Consider the following 21,200-nt stretch of genomic DNA (forward strand, 5'->3'; position numbering starts at 1 on the left):
TTAGTGGCTCTACACAGCGGCTTATGCCAGACTGTAGATTGTTTGTTATTCCTCAATGTAGACCATAACTGGTTCTGCTCATTCAAAATGGACGCCTCCACCGACACCGAACACGACACCCCTGAGCAGGCGCAGCCGTTCAGGCATTACCGCCTGGGCCGGCAACTGGGCGCCGGCGGTTTCGGTGAAGTGCGCGAAGCCTGGGACGAACACCTGAGGCGCAAGGTCGCGATCAAGCGCCTCAAGAGCGGCGCCGTCCTCGGCCGGTCGGACAGCCTGCTGCGCGAAGCGCGCCTGGCCGCCTCGCTCGAGCACCCGGCCTTCGTCCGGATCCATTCGATCGAGGAAGACGGCAGCAGCCACGCGATCGTCATGGAGCTGATCGCCGGCACCACGCTGCGCGAGCTGCTCGGGCATGGCCCGCTGGCCCTCGACACCGTGCTGGATCTGGCCGAGCAGGCAGCGGCGGCCATGGCGGCGGCCCATGCGTGCGGACTGGTGCACGGCGACCTGAAGCCGTCGAACCTGATGGTCGACGCCGGCGGGCGGCTGCGCATCCTCGACCTCGGCCTGGCTTTCCACGACGATCCGCAGGCCACCACCTCCGTCATGCAGCTCGAGCAGCAGGGTACGATCGCCTACATGGCGCCCGAGTGCCTGCTGGGGCAGGCGCCGAACCGCCAGTCCGACGTGTACGCGCTGGGCGTGGTGTGCTACGAGATGATCTGCGGCGAGCGCCCCTTCGGCAATCTGTCCGGGCTGGCGCTGGCGGCCGCGCAAATGCAGTCGAGCTCGGCATCATGGGTGTTCCCGGCGGCGACGCCGGCGCCGCTGATCGCGCTGGTGCGGGCGATGACGGCGCGCCGGCTGGAACAGCGCCTGGCCGGCATGCAGGAGGTCATGGCCGGGCTGGCGGCCTTGCGGGCGGACAGCGCGGCGACAGCAGCCGTGCCGGCGGCACAAGCCGCCGCCGAGCCGGCATCCACGCCCAGGCAAGAGGCGGACACCGGGGCGCAACCGGTAGCCGCGGCCGCCGGCATGCCGTCCGGCACACGCTGGCGCAAGGCCGGGCTCGGTGCCGCGCTGTTGCTGGCGCTGGGCCTGGGCGGCTGGTATGCGACGCAGCATGGGCAGGCACCGGCACCGTTCTCGCGTTCGGCGACCATCGCCCGCGCCCTGCATGCGCTGGAATCCTTCGACCAGCCCGAGCGCCTGGACGCGGCACGCGCCGATTTCGAAGCCCTGCTGGCCAAGGATCCGAACAATGCCGCTGCGGTGGCCGGCATGTCGCTGGTGGCCAGTTTACGCTACACCGCCGACACCCAGGACGAGACCTGGCTGCGTCGTGCCGATGCGGCCGCCCAGCAGGCAATGCGGCTGGAACCGACACTGGCGCTGAGCCACGTGGCGCGTGCCTGGGTGTTGATGCACCAGGGCGCGCGCGAGCAGGCGCTGCGCGAAATCGAGCAGGCGCTGGTACTCGATCCGAACAATTATTTTGCATGCCTGCGCAAGGTTGGCCTGTTGGGCGACATGCGCCGCACGGACGAGGCGATTGCCTGGGGCCAAGCCATGCTGCACCGTTTCCCGAAACAGCGCGCGTTTGCCGATGCGCTGGGCACCCTGTACTACGAGCAGGGCAACGACAAGGCCGCGGAACAAGCCTTCCGTCTCAGCATCAAGCTGCAGCCCGATTCGACGCTGGCCTATGCCAACCTGAACGCCGCGCTGTTGCGCCAGGGCCGCCAGGACGAGGCCTTGCAGGTGGTGCAGCAGGGTTTGCAGGTGCGTCCGAATGCCGCCCTGTATGCGAACCTGGGATTGGCCCTGTTCCAGCGCGGCGATTACGTCGGTGCGGCCAGGGCTTACGAGCGTTCCGTCACCCCGCCCGCGGGCAATCCCAACTTTTATTTGAACTGGGCCAACCTGGGTGATGCCTTGTTGTGGATACCCGGGCGTGAAGCCCGCGCACGCGATGCCTACCGCAAAGCCAGGCAGCTGCTTGCGATCAAGCTGAACCGTGCGCCTACCGATGCAACCCTGTTGTCGCGCATGGGCCTGTATGCGGCGCGCAGCGCCGACGCCGATGAGGCGATGGACTTGATCACGAAGGCACTGGCCGCGGCGCCGCGCAGCCCGAGTGTCCATTTCCGCGCGGCGCTCGTCTATGAATTGCTGCACCAGCGCGAACTGGCGCTGCACGCGCTGGCGCAAGCCAAGCACTTCGGTTACCCGGCCAGTGCCATCGACACTGAACCGGATTTCGTCGCGCTGCGGCGCGATGCGCGTTATCCCCGTTGAAAAATTAAATGGATCCTGAAATGTCGGACAAAAATTATTATCTGATGGTCAGTTTTGACATCTGCCAGCAAAGCGAAAAGCTGAACTGGACTTTCCTTGACTCGGAACACCAGCCGCTGGAAAAGTCGAAAGGCGTGGAAACCGGCCTGTTCGTGTTCAACACGGGCGAGAGGATGCGCCTGAACGTGGTCGCCAACAGCTATCTGGAAGAGCTGGTCGGCGTGCATATCATCGATTGCCACCTGATCACGCGTCCAATCCTGTACTCGAAGCGTGCAGCCCCTGAACTGGCCGGCGAATACCCGTACCCATCGCCTTTCTTCGATCCGGCCGAGTTGATCAATGGCCAGGGCGCAACCGCGAGTTTTGGCCATGGCGCCGCCCAGGGTGGACGCATGAAAATGACCTGGGATTCGGATGTCGAGCTGATCTACCGTAACAAAGGCAATTGGCAGATGTCGTTCATCATGACCGTGGCGATCGAGCGCGCGAACGGCCTCGCGTATCGCGTGTTCTCGTTCGATCCCGAAGCCAATGTCGGCGACGGCACCAAGTTGAACGACCCCGAGCACAAGGGGCCATAATGATGACCAGGGTGCATGCGCAGGCGCGCGGTTTCCATCCAATGTTACGCTAGCCCAGCAGGCCCAGCCCGCGCAGGTGGCGCCGCAAGGCCTCGGCCGGCACGAGCAACAGGGCGGCGCAGCGCTCGATGTCGGCGCCGCCCTGCGCCATGGCCTGTTGCAATTCTTCCTGCCCGATCGCTTCGGGCCGCCGGATCGCCGGGTGCGCTTCGATCAGCTTGTACATCGACGGCCGCGAAATCCCGAGTTCGGCCGCCGCCCCCTGCACCTGCCAACCATTGTTGTGCAGTGCCGCCACCACTTCCTCATCGTTGAATTCGTCCAGGGCACGCCGCCTGGCCGGCACTGCCGCCGGACCTGGCGCCGCCGCTGTCGATACCGGTAGCGATGCCGGCCACGCCGCATGGCGCACGCCCACCAGCGCCTCGAACAGCGGCAGCTGTCCCGCCTGCGCCAGCAGCAGGGCGCGCGCCAGCACGTGCGACAGCTGGCGCACATTGCCGGGCCAGTCGTAGTTGGCGCAGGCGCTGACGAAGGCGAACGGCAATGCCGGCAACGCGGCGCCACCGGCGCTGCGCGCCTGTGCCAGCGCATGCACGATCAATACCCCGATATCCTCGCGCCGCGCACGCAGCGGCGGCAAGGTGATCACGAAACGCTCCAGCCGGCGCAGCAGGGCCTGGCTGAAATCCTGGCCCGACAGATCCTGGTCGGTGGCGGCGATCACGCGCGCGCTGCTGCGGCGCTCGGTGTCGCCGCCGACCACGCGGTATTGCCCGCTTTCCAGCACGCGCAGCAGCATCGGCTGTACCGCGGCCGGGGTGTTGCCGATTTCGTCGAGGAACAGGGTAGCGCCGTCGGCCTCGGCAAACAAGCCGCTGCGGGCCGACTGGGCGCCGGTGTAGGCGCCGCGCGCGGTGCCGAACAGTTCGGCCGCCGCCAGGCCTTCGTTCATGACCGCCATGTTGACCGCCACCAGCGGCCGATCGGCACGCTGGCCGAGGGCGTGGATCGCACGTGCCGCCACTTCCTTGCCGGTGCCGGTCTCGCCCAGCAGCAGCACCGGCAGTTCGGTCGGCGCCACGGTGCGGATCAGTTCGCGGACCTGGATCGCGGCCGCGCTGACGCCGAGCAGGCCGGCCACCGGGTTATCGCGCGGCAGGCGGTCGGTCCAGTGAACGCACAGCAGGATCGAACGGCCCAGCCCGAGCACGATGCCGTGGTCGAGCTGCGCCCGTTCGAGCATGACCGCTTGCGCGATCTCGCTACCGTTCACTTCGACCGTCATGCGGCTGTCGGGCGGCGTCAGCGCCAGCCGGCCGCCGGTTTCACGCGCCAGGCGCAAGGGCTGGCGCGAGACGCTGCCGTGGCCGAGTCCAAGGCCATCGCGGCCGGGATGGGCGAAGGGCGGGAAGAAGCGGCTCACTTCCAGCGCCTGCTCGGCGTCCACCTGCAGGTATTGCTCGCCGATGCGCGCTAGGTCCGGATGCCAGAGCACGGTCAGCGTCAGCACCGGTGCGCCGGCATACGGGGTGCCGGTCAGCGGCGAGGTAAAAGTGTGGTCCGAGTCGAACATCGCTGTTGTAAATCCATTATTTCCACGTGTAAAAAACAATGTAAAGCGTGGCTGTTGACATGTCAATTTGGTCGTTTTGACGGCCGATCCAGTCTTCAATGAGCCCGGTACACCGGTTTTTGGGGTGGCATGTGATTTGCAAAAGAAGAAGCGCGCAACACGGCAAGCGCCGCCACGCGTTTGTCCGTGCATGCCCGACGACTGCATCACGATTGTCGATCGACCCGAAACAACAGGTGAACCGATGCACGCCCCCCTGGCCAAGCCCCCGCCAGCCCCCCGATTCGAAGTGCGCCAGCCCGCCGCCGGCAGCGCGCTGCTGTTCCATATCGAAGCCGGCAAGCTGTGCATGACGCGCGAAGTCTTTTATCCGGTGCGCGGGTGGCAGTGCCACGACTTGAGCAGTGCGCGCATCGCGCGCGACCTGCCGGGTGGCCGCAGCACGGCCTTCGCCAGCGCACTGTCGGTGGCGGTGCCCTGGCGCATGCAGATGCTGCACCTGGCGCTGGTGGTGAGCGATGGCGCGGGCGACCATTTGTACCTGAGCCTGTCGAATCCGGCGGCCGACCTGCCGGCCACGGCGGCGCACAGCGTGGTGCAGGGCGCGGCGCCAGCCTGGACCGCCTGCCCTTTCGATACGGGTCCGGTGCCGGGGCGGCTGGCGATTACCCGGGTGCAGATCGGCGACGCCAGCGACCGCGCCTTCGTGGTGGTCGACGCCGTGCTCGATGCGGACGGCGCGCGCCGGCCGGCACGCTATGCGATCGATCTCGGCCGCGGCGCCAGCCACAGCGCGGGGCCGCGCTGGATCGAGCACAGGCTGCCGCTCGACGGCGGCCGCGTGCTGGCATCCTGCCTCGGGCGCTGCCGCGGCGGCTGGGACGTGGACGGGCTGTACCTGGCAGGCATGGCCGGGACCGACGCGCAGCTGCTGTACGCGCCGCTGTACAACCCCTTCAATCCGATGCAGCCGCGCTGGGCACGCCATCTGGAACTGCCGCGCGGCCGCAGCGCCGACGCGATCGCCGCCTGCCGCAATGCGGACAATACCTCCGGCCTGTACGTCGCCGCGCAGGGCACGCTGTATTATTTTTCCGCCACCAACCAGAACGAAGGCGCACAGGCGCTGGCGCTCGGCAGCGCGCCGGCCTTCGACGGCATGCGCAGCCTGTTTGCGGCGGCCACCGGCGAGTGGGTTACGGTATGGGGATTGAACAGGGCGGGCCAGGTGATCTGCACCGGCGCACCCCAGGTCTACTTGGCCGATCCGGACGCCTGGAGCGTCCCGGTGGCGATCCTGTCGGATGTGGAGGCGATCGCGCCGTCACCGGACGGAGACGGTGCCGATTACACGCTGTTTGCGCAGTCCGGCGCCAGGCTGGTCAAGGTGACCAAGGTGCCGGGCAGTGGCGGCTGGACCCGCGAAGATGTGGGTCCATTCCTGCGTTGACGGCTGCGCAGCTTAGCTCAGCTCAGCGCGAACCGTTGCCGGCCGGCGCGCCGCCGTCGGGGCCGGCACCATGGATGCCCTGGCTGGAAGCGTCGTCGTCGGCGCCCTGGCGCGTGCCCGGGTTGCCGCCTGCGGCCGCGGCTCCCATGCCGGCCTGGGCGTTACGGCTGGCCTGGTACTGTCCCTCGACGCCGCCCGGCAGCGGTCCGGTGGCGCTGCCGTGGCTGTTCTGGGGAGCGCCCGGCGGGTTGACGTTGCTTTCCGGGTTGGCATGCTGGAAGTTGGTGTAGACACCGGACGACGAGGCGCGGGCGCCGCTCTGGCGGTTCTGGCTACCGCTGCCGGCATTGGCGCCGTCTTCGGGCGTGAATCCGACGCCGCTCTGGTCCGGCACGTCCGGACGCCAGGCTTGGCCGCTGGAAGCGCCGGCATCCTGGCCCAGATCGTCTTTCTGGCGGTTGGCTTCGCCTGCCGGCGTGCCACCCGCATTGCCCTGCTGCTGACCCGATTGCTCGTTACCGGTGAAGCCGACACCGCTCTTGTCGGCCACCTTGTTGCTGCCGACGTCGCTGTGACCCCAGTCGTTGTGTTGATTTCCAGCCATCATGATCTCCTTTGCATACTGTGAGTAGACATGATGGTAGCCACCTGGGCGACCATTCCAATCGGCGCGCGTGCCCTACTGTTGTAGGACTGGCCTTATTGGCGCGCTTTGATGATGGTCCAGATGGCGCCGTTATCGGTCAATAGATACAGCTCGCCCTGGCCATCCTGGCCGAACGAGACGATGCGGCCGACGTTGGCGAGATTCCAGTCGCGCTGCTCGGTTGCGGTCCTGCCGCTTACCAGGAAGCTGCGCACGAAGCCGGCGCAATAGTCCGAATAAAAATAGTGTCCGGCCAGTTCCGGCATGGCGCTGCCGCGGTAGACGAAGCCGCCGGTAATCGAACAGGGGCTGCCGGTGGCGCTCGTATGGGGATAGTCGAATACCGGCAGGGTCAGGCCGCTCTGGTCGCAGGTCTGCGCGCCGTAGCAGGCCGTGCCTTCCATGCGCGGCCAGCCGTAATTCAGCCCGGCCTGGGTCGCCGCTTCGACGTCGACCTCTTCGCGCGCATCCTGGCCGACGTCGGCGATATAGATCTGGCCGCCGGCGACCGCGCCGCGGTCGAAGCTGAAGCGCCACGGATTGCGCAGGCCGGCGGCCCAGATCTCGCCACGGTTGCCGGCCCCGCTGACGTAGGGGTTGGTCGGCGGAATGCGATAGGGTTCGGCGGCGCCAGCGGCGCTGACGTCCAGGCGCAGCAGCTTGCCCAGCAGCGACCCGAGGTTCTGGGCGTTGCGGTTCGGATCACCGGCGCCGCCGCCGTCGCCGGTGCCCAGGTACAGGTAGCCGTCGGGGCCGAACGCGACCGTGCCGCCCACGTGGTTCTGGTAAGTCGGGTGCGGGATCCGGATGATGGTCAGCGCGGAGGCCGGATCGGCCACGTCGGCATTGCTCGAGACCGTATAGCGCTCGACCACGATGTCGCCGCTCAGATCGGTGCGGTAGACGTAGAAGCGGCCGTTGGTGGCATAGCCGGGATCGAAGGCCATCGACAGCAGGCCGCCTTCGCCGGCGGTGCTGACGCTCGTACGGATGTCGAGGAAAGGCCGGGCCAGCGCGCTGCCGCTGCGCATGACCAGGATGCGGCCGGCGCGCTCGGTGACGAACTGGCGCGTATCGCCGGGCGGGGCGGTCAGGTAGGTGGGCGCGTTCAGGCCGCTGGCGAAGGGACCGAGCGCCAGGTTGATCGTCACCGGTTGCGGGGAGGGAGTAGCGACAGGTGGCGTCGTGCCGCCACCTGTGCCGCCACCGCCGCCACCACCGCCGCCGCACGAGACCAGCAGGCCGGCGGCCAGGGGTAGCGTAAAAGACAAGGGCTTGATCGACATCGCGGCCTCCTCAGGCTGGCTTTGCCTCAACCATACTCCGATTTTTTCCCTTGTCCATACGCGCACGACAGCGTGTGCGCGGACGGTCCAGCCTCAGTGCCGAGCTCGTGCTGCGCTCAGTGCTGGGTGTTGAGGGCCGGCTGCTCGGCCAGCGATTGCAGCGGTTTCGATGCCTGCAAGGGCGTCAGCCCGGCCGGCAGCGGCACCCGTACCGGGCGGCTGTGCGGGGTGACCGAGGACGGCACCTTGTCCGTGATGGCGGGCGCGGCATCCCAGACCGGCGCGTCGATGCCTTCGAACACGGCTTTCAGCTGCTGGCCCCAGGCGATCCGCAGGCGCTGGAAATACTGGTTCTGTTCGTCGATGGTGACGAAGCGCGTGAGCGCCAGGCTGCCGTTTTCATACACCAGCAGGTCGAGCGGCAGGCCGACCGCGACGTTCGAGCGCAGCGTCGAATCCATCGACACCAGCGCGCACTTGGCGGCATCGTCGAGCGAGGTCTGGGGCGTGATCACGCGGTCCAGGATCGGCTTGCCGTACTTGGCTTCGCCGATCTGGAAATACGGGTTCTCGTCGTGCGACTCGATGAAATTGCCGGCCGAGTAGATATAGAACAGGCGGCAGCGTTCGGCGCCGATCTGGCCGCCGAAGATCAGGCTGATATTGAAATCGACGCCGAACGCGGTCAGCTTGGCGGCGTCTTCCTTGTGCACGCTGCGCACGGCCTCGCCGACGATGCGCGCCGCTTCGTACATGGTGGGCGCGGTCCAGATCGTAGTGCCATCCTGGCTGACGTAGCTGGAAACGGTCTGGCGCACCGCTTGCGAGATCGACAGGTTCCCAGCCGTCATCAGGGCCATCATGCGCTCGCCCGGGTTTTCGAAGACGCTCAGCTTGCGCGCCGTGCTGACCTGATCGATACCGGCATTGGTGCGCGAATCGGCCAGGAAGACCAGGCCGGCCTCCAGGCGCATGCCTACACAATAAGTCATGGCTGGGATTTCCTAATTGAAATTTTTATTCTACACGGGCATTTCAGGCCGGCACAATGCAGGCTGCGCCATGGTGACTGTCTTCACCCCCGCCGTGTCGCATTCCGCGCACAAGTGGCGCACCACTTCGGTACTCGACTGCACCGAAGCCGTGCGCAACCAGGGGGCATCACTCGCCCAGCGGGACCAGGAAATCGCGACTGATGCCGTTGCCCAGCTTGTAGATGTTTTCCATGAAGCGGCCGAGGGTCTGGTCGAGTCCGGTTTCCAGGATGTCTTCGATGCGCGCGAACTGCAGTTCCGCATGCATCTTGCCGGCCAGCCTTTCGGTGTCCGCGGAAACGTCGTTGCGCACCGCCTTCAGGTTGTGGACGACCCGTTCCATGCAGGCCAGCAGCGAGCGCGGCATGTCGGCGCGCAGCATCAGGAGTTCCGCCACGCGCGCCGGCGTGATCGAATCGCGGTAGACCTTGCGGTAGGTCTCGAAGCCGGCCACCGAGCGCAGCAGCGCGGCCCAATAATAGAACTCGCGCTGGGTCAGCATCTCGTGGGTCGCATTGCCCTTGACGGCGTGGTACTTGACGTCGAGGATGCGCGCGGTGCTGTCGGCCCGTTCCAGGAAGGTGCCGAGGCTGATGAACACCATCGCCTCGTCGGCCAGCATGGTGCCCAGCGTGACGCCGCGCGCCAGGTGGCAGCGGTGCTTGACCCATTCGAAGAATTCGCCGGGGTCGCCGTCGTGGGCCACGCGCTCGCGCAGGTCGAGCCAGGTCGCATTCTGCGTTTCCCACACTTCGGTGGTGAGCACGCCGCGCACCGCACGCGCGTTTTCGCGCGCCGCCGTCAGGCAGGACACGATCGACGAGGGATTCGCCGTGTCGCTGACCATGAAGGCGAGCACGTTTTTCGCATCCAGAGTCGCGTATTCGGCATCGAAGGCGCCCTGCAGTTCGGAGATGCCGAGCATGGCGCGCCAGGCCTGTTCGGCGTCGAACTGCGATTGCGGCAACATCGCCGTCTGCAATGCCACGTCGAGCATGCGCGCGGTGTTTTCGGCACGCTCGGTGTAGCGCGCCATCCAGTACAGGTGGTCTGCGGTTCGGCTCAGCATGCTTGTTGCTCCTTATTCCTCGAGAATCCAGGTGTCCTTGGTGCCGCCGCCCTGCGACGAGTTCACCACCAGCGAACCTTCCTGCAGCGCCACCCGGGTCAGTCCGCCCGGCACCATCGAAATGGTCTTGCCCGACAGGACGAACGGCCGCAGATCGATGTGGCGCGGCGCGATGCCGTTTTCCACATAGGTCGGGCAGGCCGACAGGGCCAGCGTCGGCTGGGCGATGTAGCCTTCCGGCTTGGCGCTCAAGCGCCGCCTGAAATCCTCGATCTGCTGTTTGCTGGCGGCCGGGCCGATCAGCATGCCGTAGCCGCCGGCGCCGTGCACTTCCTTCACCACCAGCTTGTCGAGATTGGCCAGCGTGTACGACAGGTCGTCCGGCTTGCGGCATTGCCAGGTCGGCACGTTGTTCAGCAGCGGTTCCTCGGACAGATAAAACTTGATCATGTCGGGCACGAAGGGGTAGATCGACTTGTCGTCGGCGACGCCGGTCCCGATCGCGTTCGCCAGCGTGACCCGCCCCGCGCGGTAGGCCGACAGCAGGCCCGGCACGCCCAGGCTCGAATCCGGGCGGAACGCCAGCGGATCGAGGAAATCGTCGTCGAGGCGGCGGTAGATGACGTCGACGCGCTTGGGGCCGCGGATGGTGCGCATCCAGACCTGGTCGGCGTCGACGAACAGGTCCTTGCCTTCGACCAGCTCGACGCCCATCTGCTGCGCCAGGAAGGCGTGCTCGAAATAGGCCGAGTTGTACATGCCCGGCGTCATGACGACCACGGTCGGATCGTTGACCCCGGTCGGCGCCACCGAGCGCAGATTTTCCAGCAGCATGTCCGGGTAATGCTCGACCGGCGCGATGCGGTGGTGCGCGAACAGTTCCGGGAACAGGCGCATCATCATCTTGCGGTCTTCCAGCATGTAGGAGACGCCCGAGGGCACGCGCAGGTTATCTTCCAGCACATAGAATTCGCCCTGGCCGGCGCGCACGATGTCGACCCCGGCGATGTGGGCGTAGATGTCGGACGGCACGCTGATGCCCTGCATCTCGGGGCGGTACTGGGCGTTCTGGACGATCTGCTGGGCCGGCATGATGCCGGCCTTGATGATGTTCTGGTCGTGGTAGATGTCGTGCACGAACATGTTGAGCGCCTTGACGCGCTGGGCCAGGCCGGCCTGCAGCGCGGTCCACTCGTGCGCGGGGATGATGCGCGGGATGGTATCGAAGGGAATCAGGCGCTCGGTGCCGGCGCCGTCGCCGTACACGGCAAAGGTGATGCCGACGCGGCGGAAGGTCAGGTCGGCTTCGGCGCGCTTGCGTTCGATGCGCTCCGGCGGCTGGCGCTGCAGCCAGGCGTCGAAGGCCTGGTAGTGCGCGCGGACCTGGGCCGATTCGCCACCGACCATTTCGTTGAAATATGCCGCCATGATGCTGCTCCTCCTGTATCGACAGGTTCTTCGTATCAAGAAACGTGCCAAGAAAACATGATCAAAACTGCACTGTGGTGGTGCGGCATGGGCGCGCCATGGATGCCGGAATGGCGACGCCTGAAGCGGCCGGGTGCGTAAAAGGTGGTATCCGCACCAAAGGTCGGGCATAATATGGCGCTTGTCTTCTGTCTTATATAAGACTTGGCCTCCAAACCCCGCTATGTTTGCGATCCGGGATCGGTTAGGATCGACGTCTGGCGAGCAGGCCATGAATTTTGAGTACCAACCGAGGAAAATGCGCATGAGCAGCGATCAGACCATCATCTACACCTTGACCGACGAGGCGCCCCTGCTGGCGACCCACGCATTCCTGCCGGTCATCGAAACCTTTACCAAGCCGGCCGGCATCACGATCGAGCAGAGCGACATTTCCGTTGCCGCCCGTATCCTGGCCAACTTCGCCGACTACCTGACCCCGGAGCAGCGCGTCCCCGACGCCCTGGCCGACCTCGGCAAGAAGACGCTGACCCCGGAAGCCAACATCATCAAGCTGCCGAACATCAGCGCCTCGGTGGGCCAGCTGCAGGCCGCCATCAAGGAACTGCAAGCCAAGGGCTACAACCTGCCGGACTACCCGGCCGATCCGAAGACCGACGAAGAAAAGGCGATCAAGGCCCGTTACAGCAAGTGCACCGGTTCCGCCGTGAACCCGGTCCTGCGCGAAGGTAACTCCGACCGCCGCGCACCGAAGGCCGTCAAGGAATACGCACGCAAGAACCCGCACTCGATGGGCGAATGGTCGCCGGCCTCGCGCACCCACGTGTCGCACATGACCGGTGGCGATTTTTACCATGGCGAAAAGTCGATGACGCTGGACAAGGCGCGCGACGTCAAGATGGAACTGGTGACCAAGAGCGGCCAGACCATCGTGCTGAAGCCGAAGGTCTCGCTGCAGGACGGCGAGATCATCGATTCGATGTTCATGAGCCGCAAGGCCCTGCTGGCCTTCTACGAGCAGCAGATCGAAGACGCCAAGAACACCGGCGTGCTGTTCTCGCTGCACGTCAAGGCGACCATGATGAAGGTCTCGCACCCGATCGTGTTCGGCCACTGCGTGCGCACTTTCTACAAGGATGCGTTCGAGAAGCACGGCGCCCTGTTCGACAGCCTGGGCGTGAACGTCAACAACGGCATGGCCGACCTGTACAACAAGATCGCCACCCTGCCCGATTCGCAGCGCGAAGAAATCATCCGTGACATCCACGCCTGCCAGGAACACCGTCCGGCGCTGGCGATGGTCGACTCGGCCAAGGGTATCACCAACTTCCACTCGCCGAACGACGTGATCGTCGACGCGTCGATGCCGGCAATGATCCGCGCCGGCGGCAAGATGTACGGCGCCGACGGCCGCCTGAAGGAAGTCAAGGCAGTCATTCCGGAATCGACCTTCGCCCGTATCTACCAGGAGATCATCAACTTCTGCAAATGGCACGGCGCCTTCGACCCGCGCACCATGGGCACCGTCCCGAACGTGGGCCTGATGGCGCAGCAGGCCGAGGAATACGGTTCGCACGATAAAACCTTCGAGATCGCGGAAGACGGCGTCGCCAACATCACCGACCTGGCCACCGGCGAAGTACTGATGAGCCAGAACGTCGAGCAGGGCGACATCTGGCGCATGTGCCAGGTCAAGGACGCGCCGATCCGCGACTGGGTCAAGCTGGCGGTCACCCGCGCGCGCAACTCGGGCATGCCGGCCGTGTTCTGGCTGGACCCGTACCGTCCGCACGAGAACGAGCTGATCAAGAAGGTCAAGACCTACCTGAAGGACTACGACACCGAAGGCCTGGACATCCAGATCATGTCGCAGGTGCGCGCGATGCGTTACACCCTGGAGCGCGTGGCACGCGGCCTCGACACCATCTCGGTGACCGGCAACATCCTGCGCGACTACCTGACCGACCTGTTCCCGATCCTGGAACTGGGCACCAGCGCCAAGATGCTGTCGATCGTCCCGCTGATGGCTGGCGGCGGCATGTACGAAACCGGCGCCGGCGGGTCGGCACCGAAGCACGTGCAGCAGCTGACCGAGGAAAACCACCTGCGCTGGGATTCGCTGGGCGAGTTCCTGGCGCTGGCAGTGAGCCTGGAAGACATGGGCATCAAGACCGGCAACGCACGCGCCAAGCTGCTGTCGAAGACCCTCGATTCGGCCACCGGCAAGCTGCTGGACAACCGCAAGTCGCCGTCGCCGAAGACCGGCGAACTGGACAACCGCGGCAGCCAGTTCTACCTGTCGCTGTACTGGGCCCAGGAACTGGCCGCGCAGACCGAGGATGCCGAACTGGCCGCCTTCTTCAAGCCGCTGGCGCAGCAACTGGCGGACAACGAGCAGAAGATCGTCGCCGAGCTGCTGGAAGTGCAGGGCAAGCCGGTCGACATCGGCGGTTACTACCAGCCGGATGCGGCCAAGGTGAAGGCTGCGATGCGTCCGAGCGCGACCTTCAACCAGATCATCGGTTCGGCGGCCTGATTCGTTAAGCGTCGGCTTCAGAACGTCGTCCCCGCGCAGGCGGGGACGACGTTTTTACGTTTACGGATCGTTCTCACGTAGCGTGGATGTCGTAGTGGACATCATGCCGATCCCGCGTTTGCGGTCCCTCCACCAGGTAGGCATCCCACCCCAGCCGCCCGCGCTGCTGTCCGGGTGCCATCGTGACGCTGCGCACGTCCGCCGCCCGCAGCACCAGCTCCACCTCGTATTCCAGCGTAACCCCGGTGAACATCCGCACCAGGCTGGCCAGGGCCCGCGCCGCGCGCCCGCCGGGCAGGAAGGCGGTGAAACCCGCATGGTCGAGCGGGCCGATCACCAGCCGCAGGCGCAGGTCGCGCTGCCACACCCGGCCGCCGGCCATGGCGCTGCTGCCCAGCACCGCGGTCGGGCAGCCCAGCACGGTCTGCTGCGCCAGCGGCACGTCGTACCAGCTGCCGACGAACTGCTCGGCATGCACCGGTTGCCCGAAATATTCGGACAGCACGCGCGCCATCTGCACCGCCGACGCCGGCCGGTGCCGCAGCGAGCCGGCAAAATAGCCGATCGATTCGTCCAGTACCGCGCCATCGTCCTCGTGCGCCAGGCGCCGGCGCAGCGATGCGCTGCCCACGCCCGCCAGGCTCAGCAGCAGGGGCAGGAAGCCATCCTTGCCATCGGCCTGGTATTTCAGGGCCAGCCGGTACTTGCACCATGCCTGGTAGAACAGCGCCAGCGAGCGGTTCGAAAAGGTGTCCAGCAAGGCCCGCGCGCCCTCGTCGCGCTGCGCAGCCTGGTGCTCGGCGATGCGCTCGGTGTAATGGGCCGGCAGTACGCCGTGGCCGCCCAGCAAGCCCATGAAGGCAGGTGTGACGCGCACGTAGCGCAGCGTGCCCGCCTGCAGCGCTTCACCTAGCGAACGTGCGTCGCGAAGGAGCTCGGGCGGCTCGGTGCCGATCGCTTCCAGCTGGCTGGGCGGGAAGCCGAGCGAGGTCGAGTTCTGGAAGCGCAGGTAGTTGGCGACCACGCCCTGCTGCGGCAGGCCATGTTTCCTGAGCCAGAGCTCGAGCATGCGCACTGCCTGGAAATAGTCGAAGCGCCAGGGCGCCTGGAATAGGCACTGGATTACAGCAGGCTCAAATCGCCGCTTCGGGGTGAACATGTCCATAAATCCTCGCCCGACTTGTTGGAGACCACGACCAAGCGCGTAAAACTGTTGGCGTGCACGTACAGCGCCAGGAAGCGCTCGACGATGTGGGCAAAGGCGTGGATGCCGCTGCCGACGAAGGCTTCCTCGTCGATGCTCAGGCGCACGTCGACGCCGCGCACCAGGCAGGTAAACGGATTGCCGGACAGCCAGGCGCTGGCGGGACGCTGTTCGATGCCGGCGATGCCGCCGATCTGGCGCTGCGACGACGCCGAGCGTGGTAAATCGTACAGCGCCAGCATCTCGCGGAACGCCTCGACGCCGCCGTCGGCCAGTGACAGGTGGTTCAGTGCGAGGTGGGAAATCAGGCGCCAGTGCGCGTTGTGCCCGCGCTCGAAGCGGTACGACAGGCTGGGCTTACGCAGAAAGCTGATCGCGCGCACACTCGAGCCGCCTTCGAGGAACAGATCGCCGCCGCGCTGGCCATACGGCAGCAGGGCCGGCAGATCGCGGTTGGAGCAGGTCAGTTCCAGGTTCAGGGTATCGGTTTCGACCTCGGCCGGGTCGAAGTCGATATCGACGATCGAGATCTGCGCCTCGAAGCCGGGGCTGCGGTCGAGCAGCGTATCGTCGCGCCGCATGGCCCAGTAATGGCCGTTCTGCTCCGGCGTCTGCGCGTGCCGGAGCGAATAAAAGGGGCGGAACTGGACGATGGTTTCGCCCTGCGGCGTCTGGCGCACCAGGTGCACCGAATCGATCGAGACGACCTCGTAGGCAAAGGCGCGGCGGGCGTCGGCCAGCACCGGATAGCTGGCCGTCGTGTGCGTCAGGCGGATCGGTTCGCCGCGCTGGCGGAACAGGTTGATCACCGGTGTGCAGCCGAGCAGCACGTTGTTGGTCGACAGGGTGCCCAACATGCGCGCCGTGTTGGAATCGGCACGCACGCCGCCCAGCGCCAGGTGCAGCGTGATGGTTCTGGTCCCGGCCGGAAGCACCGCCGCCAGCGCACCCAGGTCGACGTCGAAGAAATTGAATTTTTCGGGGAAGCAAAAGTATTCGGTCAGCAGGCGGTAGGCGGGGTGCGAGCGCGCCGGAAAATCGATCAGCGCCTCGTCGTCGCCGAAGCCGGCCGCACGGATCGGCACGGCCGGCAAGGCGATCCAGCGGCCATCGTGGTCGGCTTCGGCCCAGGCCGCCAGGCCGCGCATGAACAGGGCATCGCGCAGAGCGGCGCAGAACGAGGGTTCGCCGTCGATGAACAGGCGCAGCGTGTCGATGCCGAGCTGGCCGGCGCCGGCCTGTTCGGCGCTGCTGTTGAAGCTCAGGCTCAGGCTGGACGATGCGCCCGCCGGTGCGCGCACCGCCTCGGGGGCGTGGAGGATGGCGGCGAAACTGGCCCCGCTCATCGTCAGCGGGGCCACCGTCACCGGATACACGGTGCGGAAGGTGCAGGCGGCGCCGCGCACCGGCCGCGTGTTCAGCTGGGTGCCGCGCGCGATCACGCTGGCGCCGGTCTGCTGCTTGGCCACGCCGCCGCAATCGAAGTGTGCGATCGAGCAGGAGGGAAAGGGCCGCAGGTAATGCGGATACAGCACCTCGAACAGGGCTTCCGTGAATTGCGGGTAATCGTCGTCCAGGCGTTTGGCAATGCGCGCATTCAGCAGCGCGAACGATTCGATCATGCGCTCGACGTGCGGATCTTCGCAGACTTCGCCGCTGATCAGGAGACGCCCGGCGATCTTCGGATAGCGCTCGGCGAAATCGCGCAGGTTGCGGCGCAGATAGCCGAGTTCACTTTCGTAGTACGGGAGTAATTGTTCCAAGCTCAGGCTCCTCCCGGCGCGGCTGCCGGTGCGGCAGCAGTGCGGCCGGTCTTGCTGATGCTGTACTGCAGCGTCGACGGCTGCAGCACGGCATCGAAGTTGACCGGCTCTTCGGACGCGCTGGCGACCAGCAGTCCCGTGATCGAAAAGTTCAGGCGGTTGATGGTGCCCTCGCGCATTTCGAGCAGCGCCTTGACCTCGCGCAGGCGCGGCTCATGGCAGGCAATCGTCTTTTCGATGCAGGCGCAGATATGGGCGCGGTCGGATGGGCTCGACAAGGACAGGTCGGCGAAGTCGATCATGCCATAGCTGACGATCGATTCGCTGCACTCGGGGTAAGCCTTCAGCAAGCCCTCGGGGAGCACCGAACGCGTATTCAGCAAGGCTTCGAGGTCGCGCGCCACGGCATCCTTCATGTCCTCGACCGACATGCGCAGCAGCGTGGTGCCGGCCGCGTGGCGCACCGGGGTGCCCAGCAGGCGGTCAAAGAACCCAGGCGTAAAACCCTTCATCAAGACCCCCTTCATGGTGGCGTGCGCAGTTCGCAAACCGCCATCTTCACACACGCCGCCCCGAAAAAATAGTTCATTTAGGCACGCCACACTCGCGCTTGAGCGAACGCAAAATTGACTATTGTTGGGATGCAAGAGCTAGTTTGAAAGGCTATGTTGCTCATTCAGTTGTTCACTTAGCGTTGCGCGATGCCATCGACAACATGGGAGGAAAGATGAGCGGCAAAGTACTCTGGGGCGAAGGCTTGCTACTGCGTCCCCAGCATTTCCAGCGCCAGGACGCATACCATGAACACCGGCTGCACAAAGGCATCCGCGCGGCGCATCCGTATGCCTGGGGCGTGGAGCGCTTGCAGATCGACCGCGAAGCGCTGGCCGACAACGTCTTGCGCCTGCTCGACCTGTCGCTGCGTTTCCAGGATGGCGAACTGCTCGATGCGCCCGCCATCGACGAACTGCCGCCCGCGATCGACCTGGGCCAGCTCACGCACGCGCAGCAAAGCGTGACGTATTACGCCGCCCTGCCCGGCTTGAAACCGTTCACCGGCAATTTCGTGCAGCCGGGCCAGGCCAGCAACACGGCGCGCTTCGTGCAGGCCAACCAGGAAACCCCGGACCTGTACACCCAGGCCGCCCCGGTGCAGCTGGCTTACCTCAAGAAGACGATGCGCCTGGTGTCCGAATTCGAGCCGCGCGACGCGTATATCCACTTCCCGCTGCTGCGCCTGCGCCGCGCGACCACCGGCGGCTTCGAGATGGATCCGGCCTTCGTGCCGCCCAGCCTGTCGGTCGAGGCTGCGCCGGCGCTGTTCCTGCAACTGCGGCGCCTGCTCGACGCGCTGCAGGCCAAGGTCAGCGCCCTGTACGGCCACCAGCGCGAACCGAGCCGCAACGTGATCGAATTCCGCTCCGGCGACATGTCCTCGTTCTGGCTGCTGCACACGGCCAGTGCCGCCCATGCCACGCTGACGCATCACTTCCACCATCCATCGCTGCACCCGGAACGTCTGTACGAACAATTGCTGGCCGTGGCCGGCGGCCTGATGACGTTTTCCAAGAGCTGGACCCTCGCCGACCTGCCCTCTTACCAGCACGGCGACCCCGGCCCGGGCTTCGCCAAGCTGCACCAGATCATCCGCGAATTGCTGGATACCGTGATCTCGTCGAAGTATTTCGCCATCGCGCTGAACGAAGCGCGGCCTTCGTACCACCTGGGCATGCTCGACTCCGGCAAGATCGACGACAAGACCACCTTTTATATCGCGGTCTCGGCCGACATCGCGGCGCTGGAACTGGTCGATGTGGTGCCGCTGCGCTTCAAGGTCGGCGCTCCGGACGACGTCGAGAAATGCGTGCTGGCCGCCCTGCCCGGCGTGCGCCTGCAATACGCGCCGCAATTGCCGGCCGCGGTGCCGGTGCGGCCCGATACCTGTTATTTCACGCTGGATCCGAAAGGACACATGTACGAACGCATGCTGCAGGCGCAGTCGATCTCGATTTACGTGCCGTCGGGGATGAAGGGATTGAAGCTGGAATTGATGGCGGTGGCATCCTGAAACACCAAGGGAATTTCGCGGCAGGCGGAGCCGCGAAATTCCTGTTCTTGCAATCAGCCCGCGTCCGGCGTCTTTATTAGTTCCTGGCCATCCACCACCATTTTCCATTGATCTCCCACCTGGTACGGCGGCTTGTTGACGACAAATGTCGTCGCCATCGGACCAACGCCCACGTCGAAATTGTCCCCTTCAAATCCTTTGAGCGGCCCGTCGATCGACGTCGTGCTGCCGTTTTTGATGCGTTTATAAGTGACCGAGCCATCCTCGGTAATCAGCAGATACATGTTCGGTTCCTGCCATTCTCCGACATAGGCCAGCTTTTCCTTCGGCACCGGCTTGCCGCAGCCGGCCAATACGGCCAAGGCAAACAAGGGAACAAATAAAGCCTGCTTTTTCATGGGATCTCCAAGCACAGTGGGGAAACTAAATTGTTGCCAAGTTACACCATCCGAATTGGCCATTTTTGCGCCTAATCATTTGAATTGCCTACAGCCACTCATCACGCCGCCTTACTGTCAAACTGTTTTACGGCAGTGATTGACCATCAAAAGAAAGGATGCGGCATGGCAGGGCCATTGATCAGAAAGGGCGACAAGACATCCCACGGCGGCGCCGTCCTTGAAGCCTCATCCCACAGCGATATCGCAGGGACCGGCATTGCACGCATGGGCGATAAAGTGAGTTGTCCCAAGCACGGCAACAACACCATTGCCAGCGGCGATACCACCATGATCGTCGACGGCAAACCGGTTGCACGGCACGGCGATAAAACAGCGTGCGGCGCCACCCTGATCGCAGGCCAGCAAACCACCATCGACACTATCTAGGACCATGGCTTCGATTATTTCTTCCCCCCTCCCGAAAACGCCTGCCTGGATCGTCAACAGCCTGATTGGCGGCTTTGTTTTCCTGGCCTGCTGGGGTATCTCGATCGCTTATTGGCGCTCGACCCGAAGCTCGCCCGGCTCGGGCGAATTCGTCGCCTTTCTATTTGTGATTCCACTGGCGTTGACAGGCATCGCATGGCTCGGCGCCAAGTTGATCCTGCCGCGCATCGCCACTTCCGTTCCCGAGCCGGTGCCCGCCAAGGCGGCAGGCGCGCCCCCTGCACCTCCCACAGCAATGCCGCTCGCCGTGTTGGCCAGTGCGTTGCGCTCACCGCATGGCGCATCGGCCGAAGAACTGGCAGCCGCCATCGCCGGCGGCAAGGCCCGTGCGGATCTGGATCGTGAACTGATCGACGAAGACGGTTTCCCGGTCATGACCGCGCGCAGCAGCGATGCCGGCGACGCCGCCCTGCAGGAAGAGATCGCCGCATGGCTGGCCCATCGCGGCATGGCAGACCTGCAGTTCAGCGACGCCCAATGGCGTGCGCTGATCCTGGCCAGCGCCGTCGCCGGCGACCTGGCGCTGTCTGCGATCGGCGCCTTCGCCGGTATCGAGGGCGCGCTGCCGATGCTGCAACTGGTGCCGCTCCTGCCGCCGGACTGGCATGCCGAGCAGCGCCAGGCAGCCGCTGCATGGCTCAGGCACATGGTCGAACGGTCCGGCTGGGCATCCGATGCCTTGGTGACGCCTGCCGAAGTCGCGGCCGATCCAGGCGCACCGGCGCCATCGGCCGTGTTCAGCCGCCTGGCCCACGACACCCTGCAAAAAGCGCAGCCGCTGGCAGCCCTGGTTGTCGCCTGCGCCTCGCACATCGATCAGGCCTGCGTCGACAAATGGGCTGCCGAGGGCAAGCTGTTCACGTCGTCCCGGCCGCAGGGCCTGATTCCCGGCGAAGGCGCGGCCGGCCTGGTGCTCGCCGATCTGGCGCAGGCGCATGCGCGGCAGCTGACCGATTTCGTCGTGCTGGATCCGGTGGAGGAAGCGCAGCATGGCGTGTCGGCCGACGACATGAAGCGCGTCGACCCGAACGTATTGGAAGAACTGACCAAACGCGCCATCAAGCGCCGCAATATCGACTTCACGGATGTGGTGATGATCGTCGCCGATACCGGTCACCGCTCGAGCCGTGTACTGGAATTGATGGTATACGCATCGGTCACGATGCCCCAGCTCGACGAAACGGGCGATATCGTCTGCGTGGGCGTGGCATGCGGCAGCAGCGGCGCCGTACCGTTCATCACGGCGCTGGCATTGGCGCGGCACTACGTGCTCGAGCGTTTTGGGCCGGTGGTTTGCGTGAGTAACGAGGATGCGCAGTTGCGGCAGGCTGCTTTGGTTCAGCAGGATGGGGCTGTGCCTGGATAACT

At 65.4% G+C, this 21,200-nt stretch carries 17 protein-coding genes; 7 read left to right on the top strand and 10 right to left on the bottom strand.

What is annotated here, in order from left to right; genetic code table 11:
* Positions 1 to 87 precede the first annotated feature (87 nt).
* A complete protein-coding gene (locus U1H99_RS14340; protein ID WP_323142402.1) occupies positions 88 to 2,301 on the top strand; it encodes a protein kinase domain-containing protein in 2,214 nt (737 codons plus the stop codon).
* 20 nt (positions 2,302 to 2,321) lie between these two features.
* Positions 2,322 to 2,885 (top strand): hypothetical protein, encoded by a 564-nt coding sequence (locus U1H99_RS14345; protein WP_323142403.1) that lies wholly within the window; start codon positions 2,322 to 2,324, stop codon positions 2,883 to 2,885.
* A gap of 49 nt (positions 2,886 to 2,934) precedes the next feature.
* On the opposite strand, the gene U1H99_RS14350 is transcribed toward U1H99_RS14345, so the two are convergent.
* Positions 2,935 to 4,461: a sigma 54-interacting transcriptional regulator gene (locus U1H99_RS14350; protein ID WP_323142404.1), complete on the bottom strand. Its 1,527-nt coding sequence runs from the start codon at positions 4,459 to 4,461 to the stop codon at positions 2,935 to 2,937.
* 244 nt (positions 4,462 to 4,705) lie between these two features.
* Between U1H99_RS14350 and U1H99_RS14355 the strand changes: the two genes are divergently transcribed.
* Complete coding sequence (locus U1H99_RS14355; RefSeq protein WP_323142405.1) at positions 4,706 to 5,911, top strand: hypothetical protein; 1,206 nt, start codon at positions 4,706 to 4,708, stop codon at positions 5,909 to 5,911.
* Positions 5,912 to 5,933: 22 nt separating this feature from the next.
* Here U1H99_RS14355 and U1H99_RS14360 read toward each other — a convergent pair whose 3' ends face one another.
* The 5 genes from U1H99_RS14360 to U1H99_RS14380 form a co-directional block, all read right to left on the bottom strand.
* A complete protein-coding gene (locus U1H99_RS14360) occupies positions 5,934 to 6,518 on the bottom strand; it encodes a hypothetical protein (protein ID WP_323142406.1) in 585 nt (194 codons plus the stop codon).
* 92 nt (positions 6,519 to 6,610) lie between these two features.
* Positions 6,611 to 7,843, bottom strand: coding sequence for a PQQ-dependent sugar dehydrogenase (locus U1H99_RS14365; RefSeq protein WP_323142407.1), 1,233 nt, complete (start codon positions 7,841 to 7,843; stop codon positions 6,611 to 6,613).
* A 116-nt stretch (positions 7,844 to 7,959) separates the two neighbouring features.
* Positions 7,960 to 8,835 (bottom strand): proteasome-type protease, encoded by an 876-nt coding sequence (locus U1H99_RS14370; RefSeq protein ID WP_323142408.1) that lies wholly within the window; start codon positions 8,833 to 8,835, stop codon positions 7,960 to 7,962.
* Positions 8,836 to 9,004: 169 nt separating this feature from the next.
* Entirely contained in the window at positions 9,005 to 9,946 is a 942-nt protein-coding gene (locus tag U1H99_RS14375; protein ID WP_323142409.1) for an alpha-E domain-containing protein, read from the bottom strand.
* Positions 9,947 to 9,958: 12 nt separating this feature from the next.
* Positions 9,959 to 11,374: a circularly permuted type 2 ATP-grasp protein gene (locus U1H99_RS14380; protein WP_323142410.1), complete on the bottom strand. Its 1,416-nt coding sequence runs from the start codon at positions 11,372 to 11,374 to the stop codon at positions 9,959 to 9,961.
* A gap of 304 nt (positions 11,375 to 11,678) precedes the next feature.
* Here U1H99_RS14380 and U1H99_RS14385 point away from each other — a divergent pair, with 304 nt between their 5' ends.
* Complete coding sequence (locus U1H99_RS14385; protein WP_323142411.1) at positions 11,679 to 13,910, top strand: NADP-dependent isocitrate dehydrogenase; 2,232 nt, start codon at positions 11,679 to 11,681, stop codon at positions 13,908 to 13,910.
* Between the two features lie 73 nt (positions 13,911 to 13,983).
* On the opposite strand, the gene tssG is transcribed toward U1H99_RS14385, so the two are convergent.
* From tssG to tssE, 3 genes are read right to left on the bottom strand one after another with little or no spacing between them, the layout of a single operon-like run.
* Positions 13,984 to 15,069 (bottom strand): type VI secretion system baseplate subunit TssG, encoded by a 1,086-nt coding sequence (gene tssG / locus U1H99_RS14390; RefSeq protein ID WP_323142412.1) that lies wholly within the window; start codon positions 15,067 to 15,069, stop codon positions 13,984 to 13,986.
* The gene (tssF, locus tag U1H99_RS14395; protein WP_323142413.1) at positions 15,033 to 16,877 is read right to left on the bottom strand and encodes a type VI secretion system baseplate subunit TssF; all 1,845 of its coding nucleotides are present in this window, start codon (positions 16,875 to 16,877) and stop codon (positions 15,033 to 15,035) included. Before tssF ends, tssG begins: the two co-directional genes overlap by 37 nt.
* A gap of 2 nt (positions 16,878 to 16,879) precedes the next feature.
* Positions 16,880 to 17,389 carry a type VI secretion system baseplate subunit TssE gene (tssE, locus tag U1H99_RS14400; protein ID WP_323142674.1) on the bottom strand — a complete coding sequence of 170 codons (510 nt, stop codon included), beginning with the start codon at positions 17,387 to 17,389 and terminating at the stop codon, positions 16,880 to 16,882.
* A 215-nt stretch (positions 17,390 to 17,604) separates the two neighbouring features.
* On the opposite strand from tssE, the gene tssK reads away from it, so the two are divergent.
* The gene (gene tssK / locus U1H99_RS14405; RefSeq protein ID WP_323142414.1) at positions 17,605 to 18,945 is read left to right on the top strand and encodes a type VI secretion system baseplate subunit TssK; all 1,341 of its coding nucleotides are present in this window, start codon (positions 17,605 to 17,607) and stop codon (positions 18,943 to 18,945) included.
* Between the two features lie 53 nt (positions 18,946 to 18,998).
* On the opposite strand, the gene U1H99_RS14410 is transcribed toward tssK, so the two are convergent.
* Complete coding sequence (locus U1H99_RS14410) at positions 18,999 to 19,343, bottom strand: hypothetical protein (protein WP_323142415.1); 345 nt, start codon at positions 19,341 to 19,343, stop codon at positions 18,999 to 19,001.
* Positions 19,344 to 19,508: 165 nt separating this feature from the next.
* Between U1H99_RS14410 and U1H99_RS14415 the strand changes: the two genes are divergently transcribed.
* A complete protein-coding gene (locus U1H99_RS14415) occupies positions 19,509 to 19,772 on the top strand; it encodes a PAAR domain-containing protein (RefSeq protein ID WP_323142416.1) in 264 nt (87 codons plus the stop codon).
* Positions 19,773 to 19,776: 4 nt separating this feature from the next.
* Entirely contained in the window at positions 19,777 to 21,198 is a 1,422-nt protein-coding gene (locus tag U1H99_RS14420) for a hypothetical protein (RefSeq protein WP_323142417.1), read from the top strand.
* Positions 21,199 to 21,200 lie beyond the last annotated feature (2 nt).

It is taken from the genome of Massilia phyllosphaerae (genome assembly GCF_034659755.1).
Lineage (GTDB): Bacteria > Pseudomonadota > Gammaproteobacteria > Burkholderiales > Burkholderiaceae_D > Telluria > Telluria phyllosphaerae.

Bases quoted from the DNA above. Each gene is read 5' to 3' on its own strand.
- U1H99_RS14345 (WP_323142403.1), top strand. From the start codon at position 2,322: ATGTCGGACAAAAATTATTATCTGATGGTCAGTTTTGACATCTGCCAG.
- U1H99_RS14415 (WP_323142416.1), top strand. From the start codon at position 19,509: ATGGCAGGGCCATTGATCAGAAAGGGCGACAAGACATCCCACGGCGGC.
- U1H99_RS14370 (WP_323142408.1), bottom strand. From the start codon at position 8,835: ATGACTTATTGTGTAGGCATGCGCCTGGAGGCCGGCCTGGTCTTCCTG.
- tssK (WP_323142414.1), top strand. From the start codon at position 17,605: ATGAGCGGCAAAGTACTCTGGGGCGAAGGCTTGCTACTGCGTCCCCAG.
- U1H99_RS14365 (WP_323142407.1), bottom strand. From the start codon at position 7,843: ATGTCGATCAAGCCCTTGTCTTTTACGCTACCCCTGGCCGCCGGCCTG.
- U1H99_RS14380 (WP_323142410.1), bottom strand. From the start codon at position 11,374: ATGGCGGCATATTTCAACGAAATGGTCGGTGGCGAATCGGCCCAGGTC.
- U1H99_RS14340 (WP_323142402.1), top strand. From the start codon at position 88: ATGGACGCCTCCACCGACACCGAACACGACACCCCTGAGCAGGCGCAG.
- U1H99_RS14360 (WP_323142406.1), bottom strand. From the start codon at position 6,518: ATGATGGCTGGAAATCAACACAACGACTGGGGTCACAGCGACGTCGGC.
- U1H99_RS14420 (WP_323142417.1), top strand. From the start codon at position 19,777: ATGGCTTCGATTATTTCTTCCCCCCTCCCGAAAACGCCTGCCTGGATC.
- U1H99_RS14350 (WP_323142404.1), bottom strand. From the start codon at position 4,461: ATGTTCGACTCGGACCACACTTTTACCTCGCCGCTGACCGGCACCCCG.
- U1H99_RS14375 (WP_323142409.1), bottom strand. From the start codon at position 9,946: ATGCTGAGCCGAACCGCAGACCACCTGTACTGGATGGCGCGCTACACC.
- tssG (WP_323142412.1), bottom strand. From the start codon at position 15,069: ATGTTCACCCCGAAGCGGCGATTTGAGCCTGCTGTAATCCAGTGCCTA.
- U1H99_RS14410 (WP_323142415.1), bottom strand. From the start codon at position 19,343: ATGAAAAAGCAGGCTTTATTTGTTCCCTTGTTTGCCTTGGCCGTATTG.
- tssE (WP_323142674.1), bottom strand. From the start codon at position 17,389: ATGAAGGGTTTTACGCCTGGGTTCTTTGACCGCCTGCTGGGCACCCCG.
- U1H99_RS14385 (WP_323142411.1), top strand. From the start codon at position 11,679: ATGAGCAGCGATCAGACCATCATCTACACCTTGACCGACGAGGCGCCC.
- U1H99_RS14355 (WP_323142405.1), top strand. From the start codon at position 4,706: ATGCACGCCCCCCTGGCCAAGCCCCCGCCAGCCCCCCGATTCGAAGTG.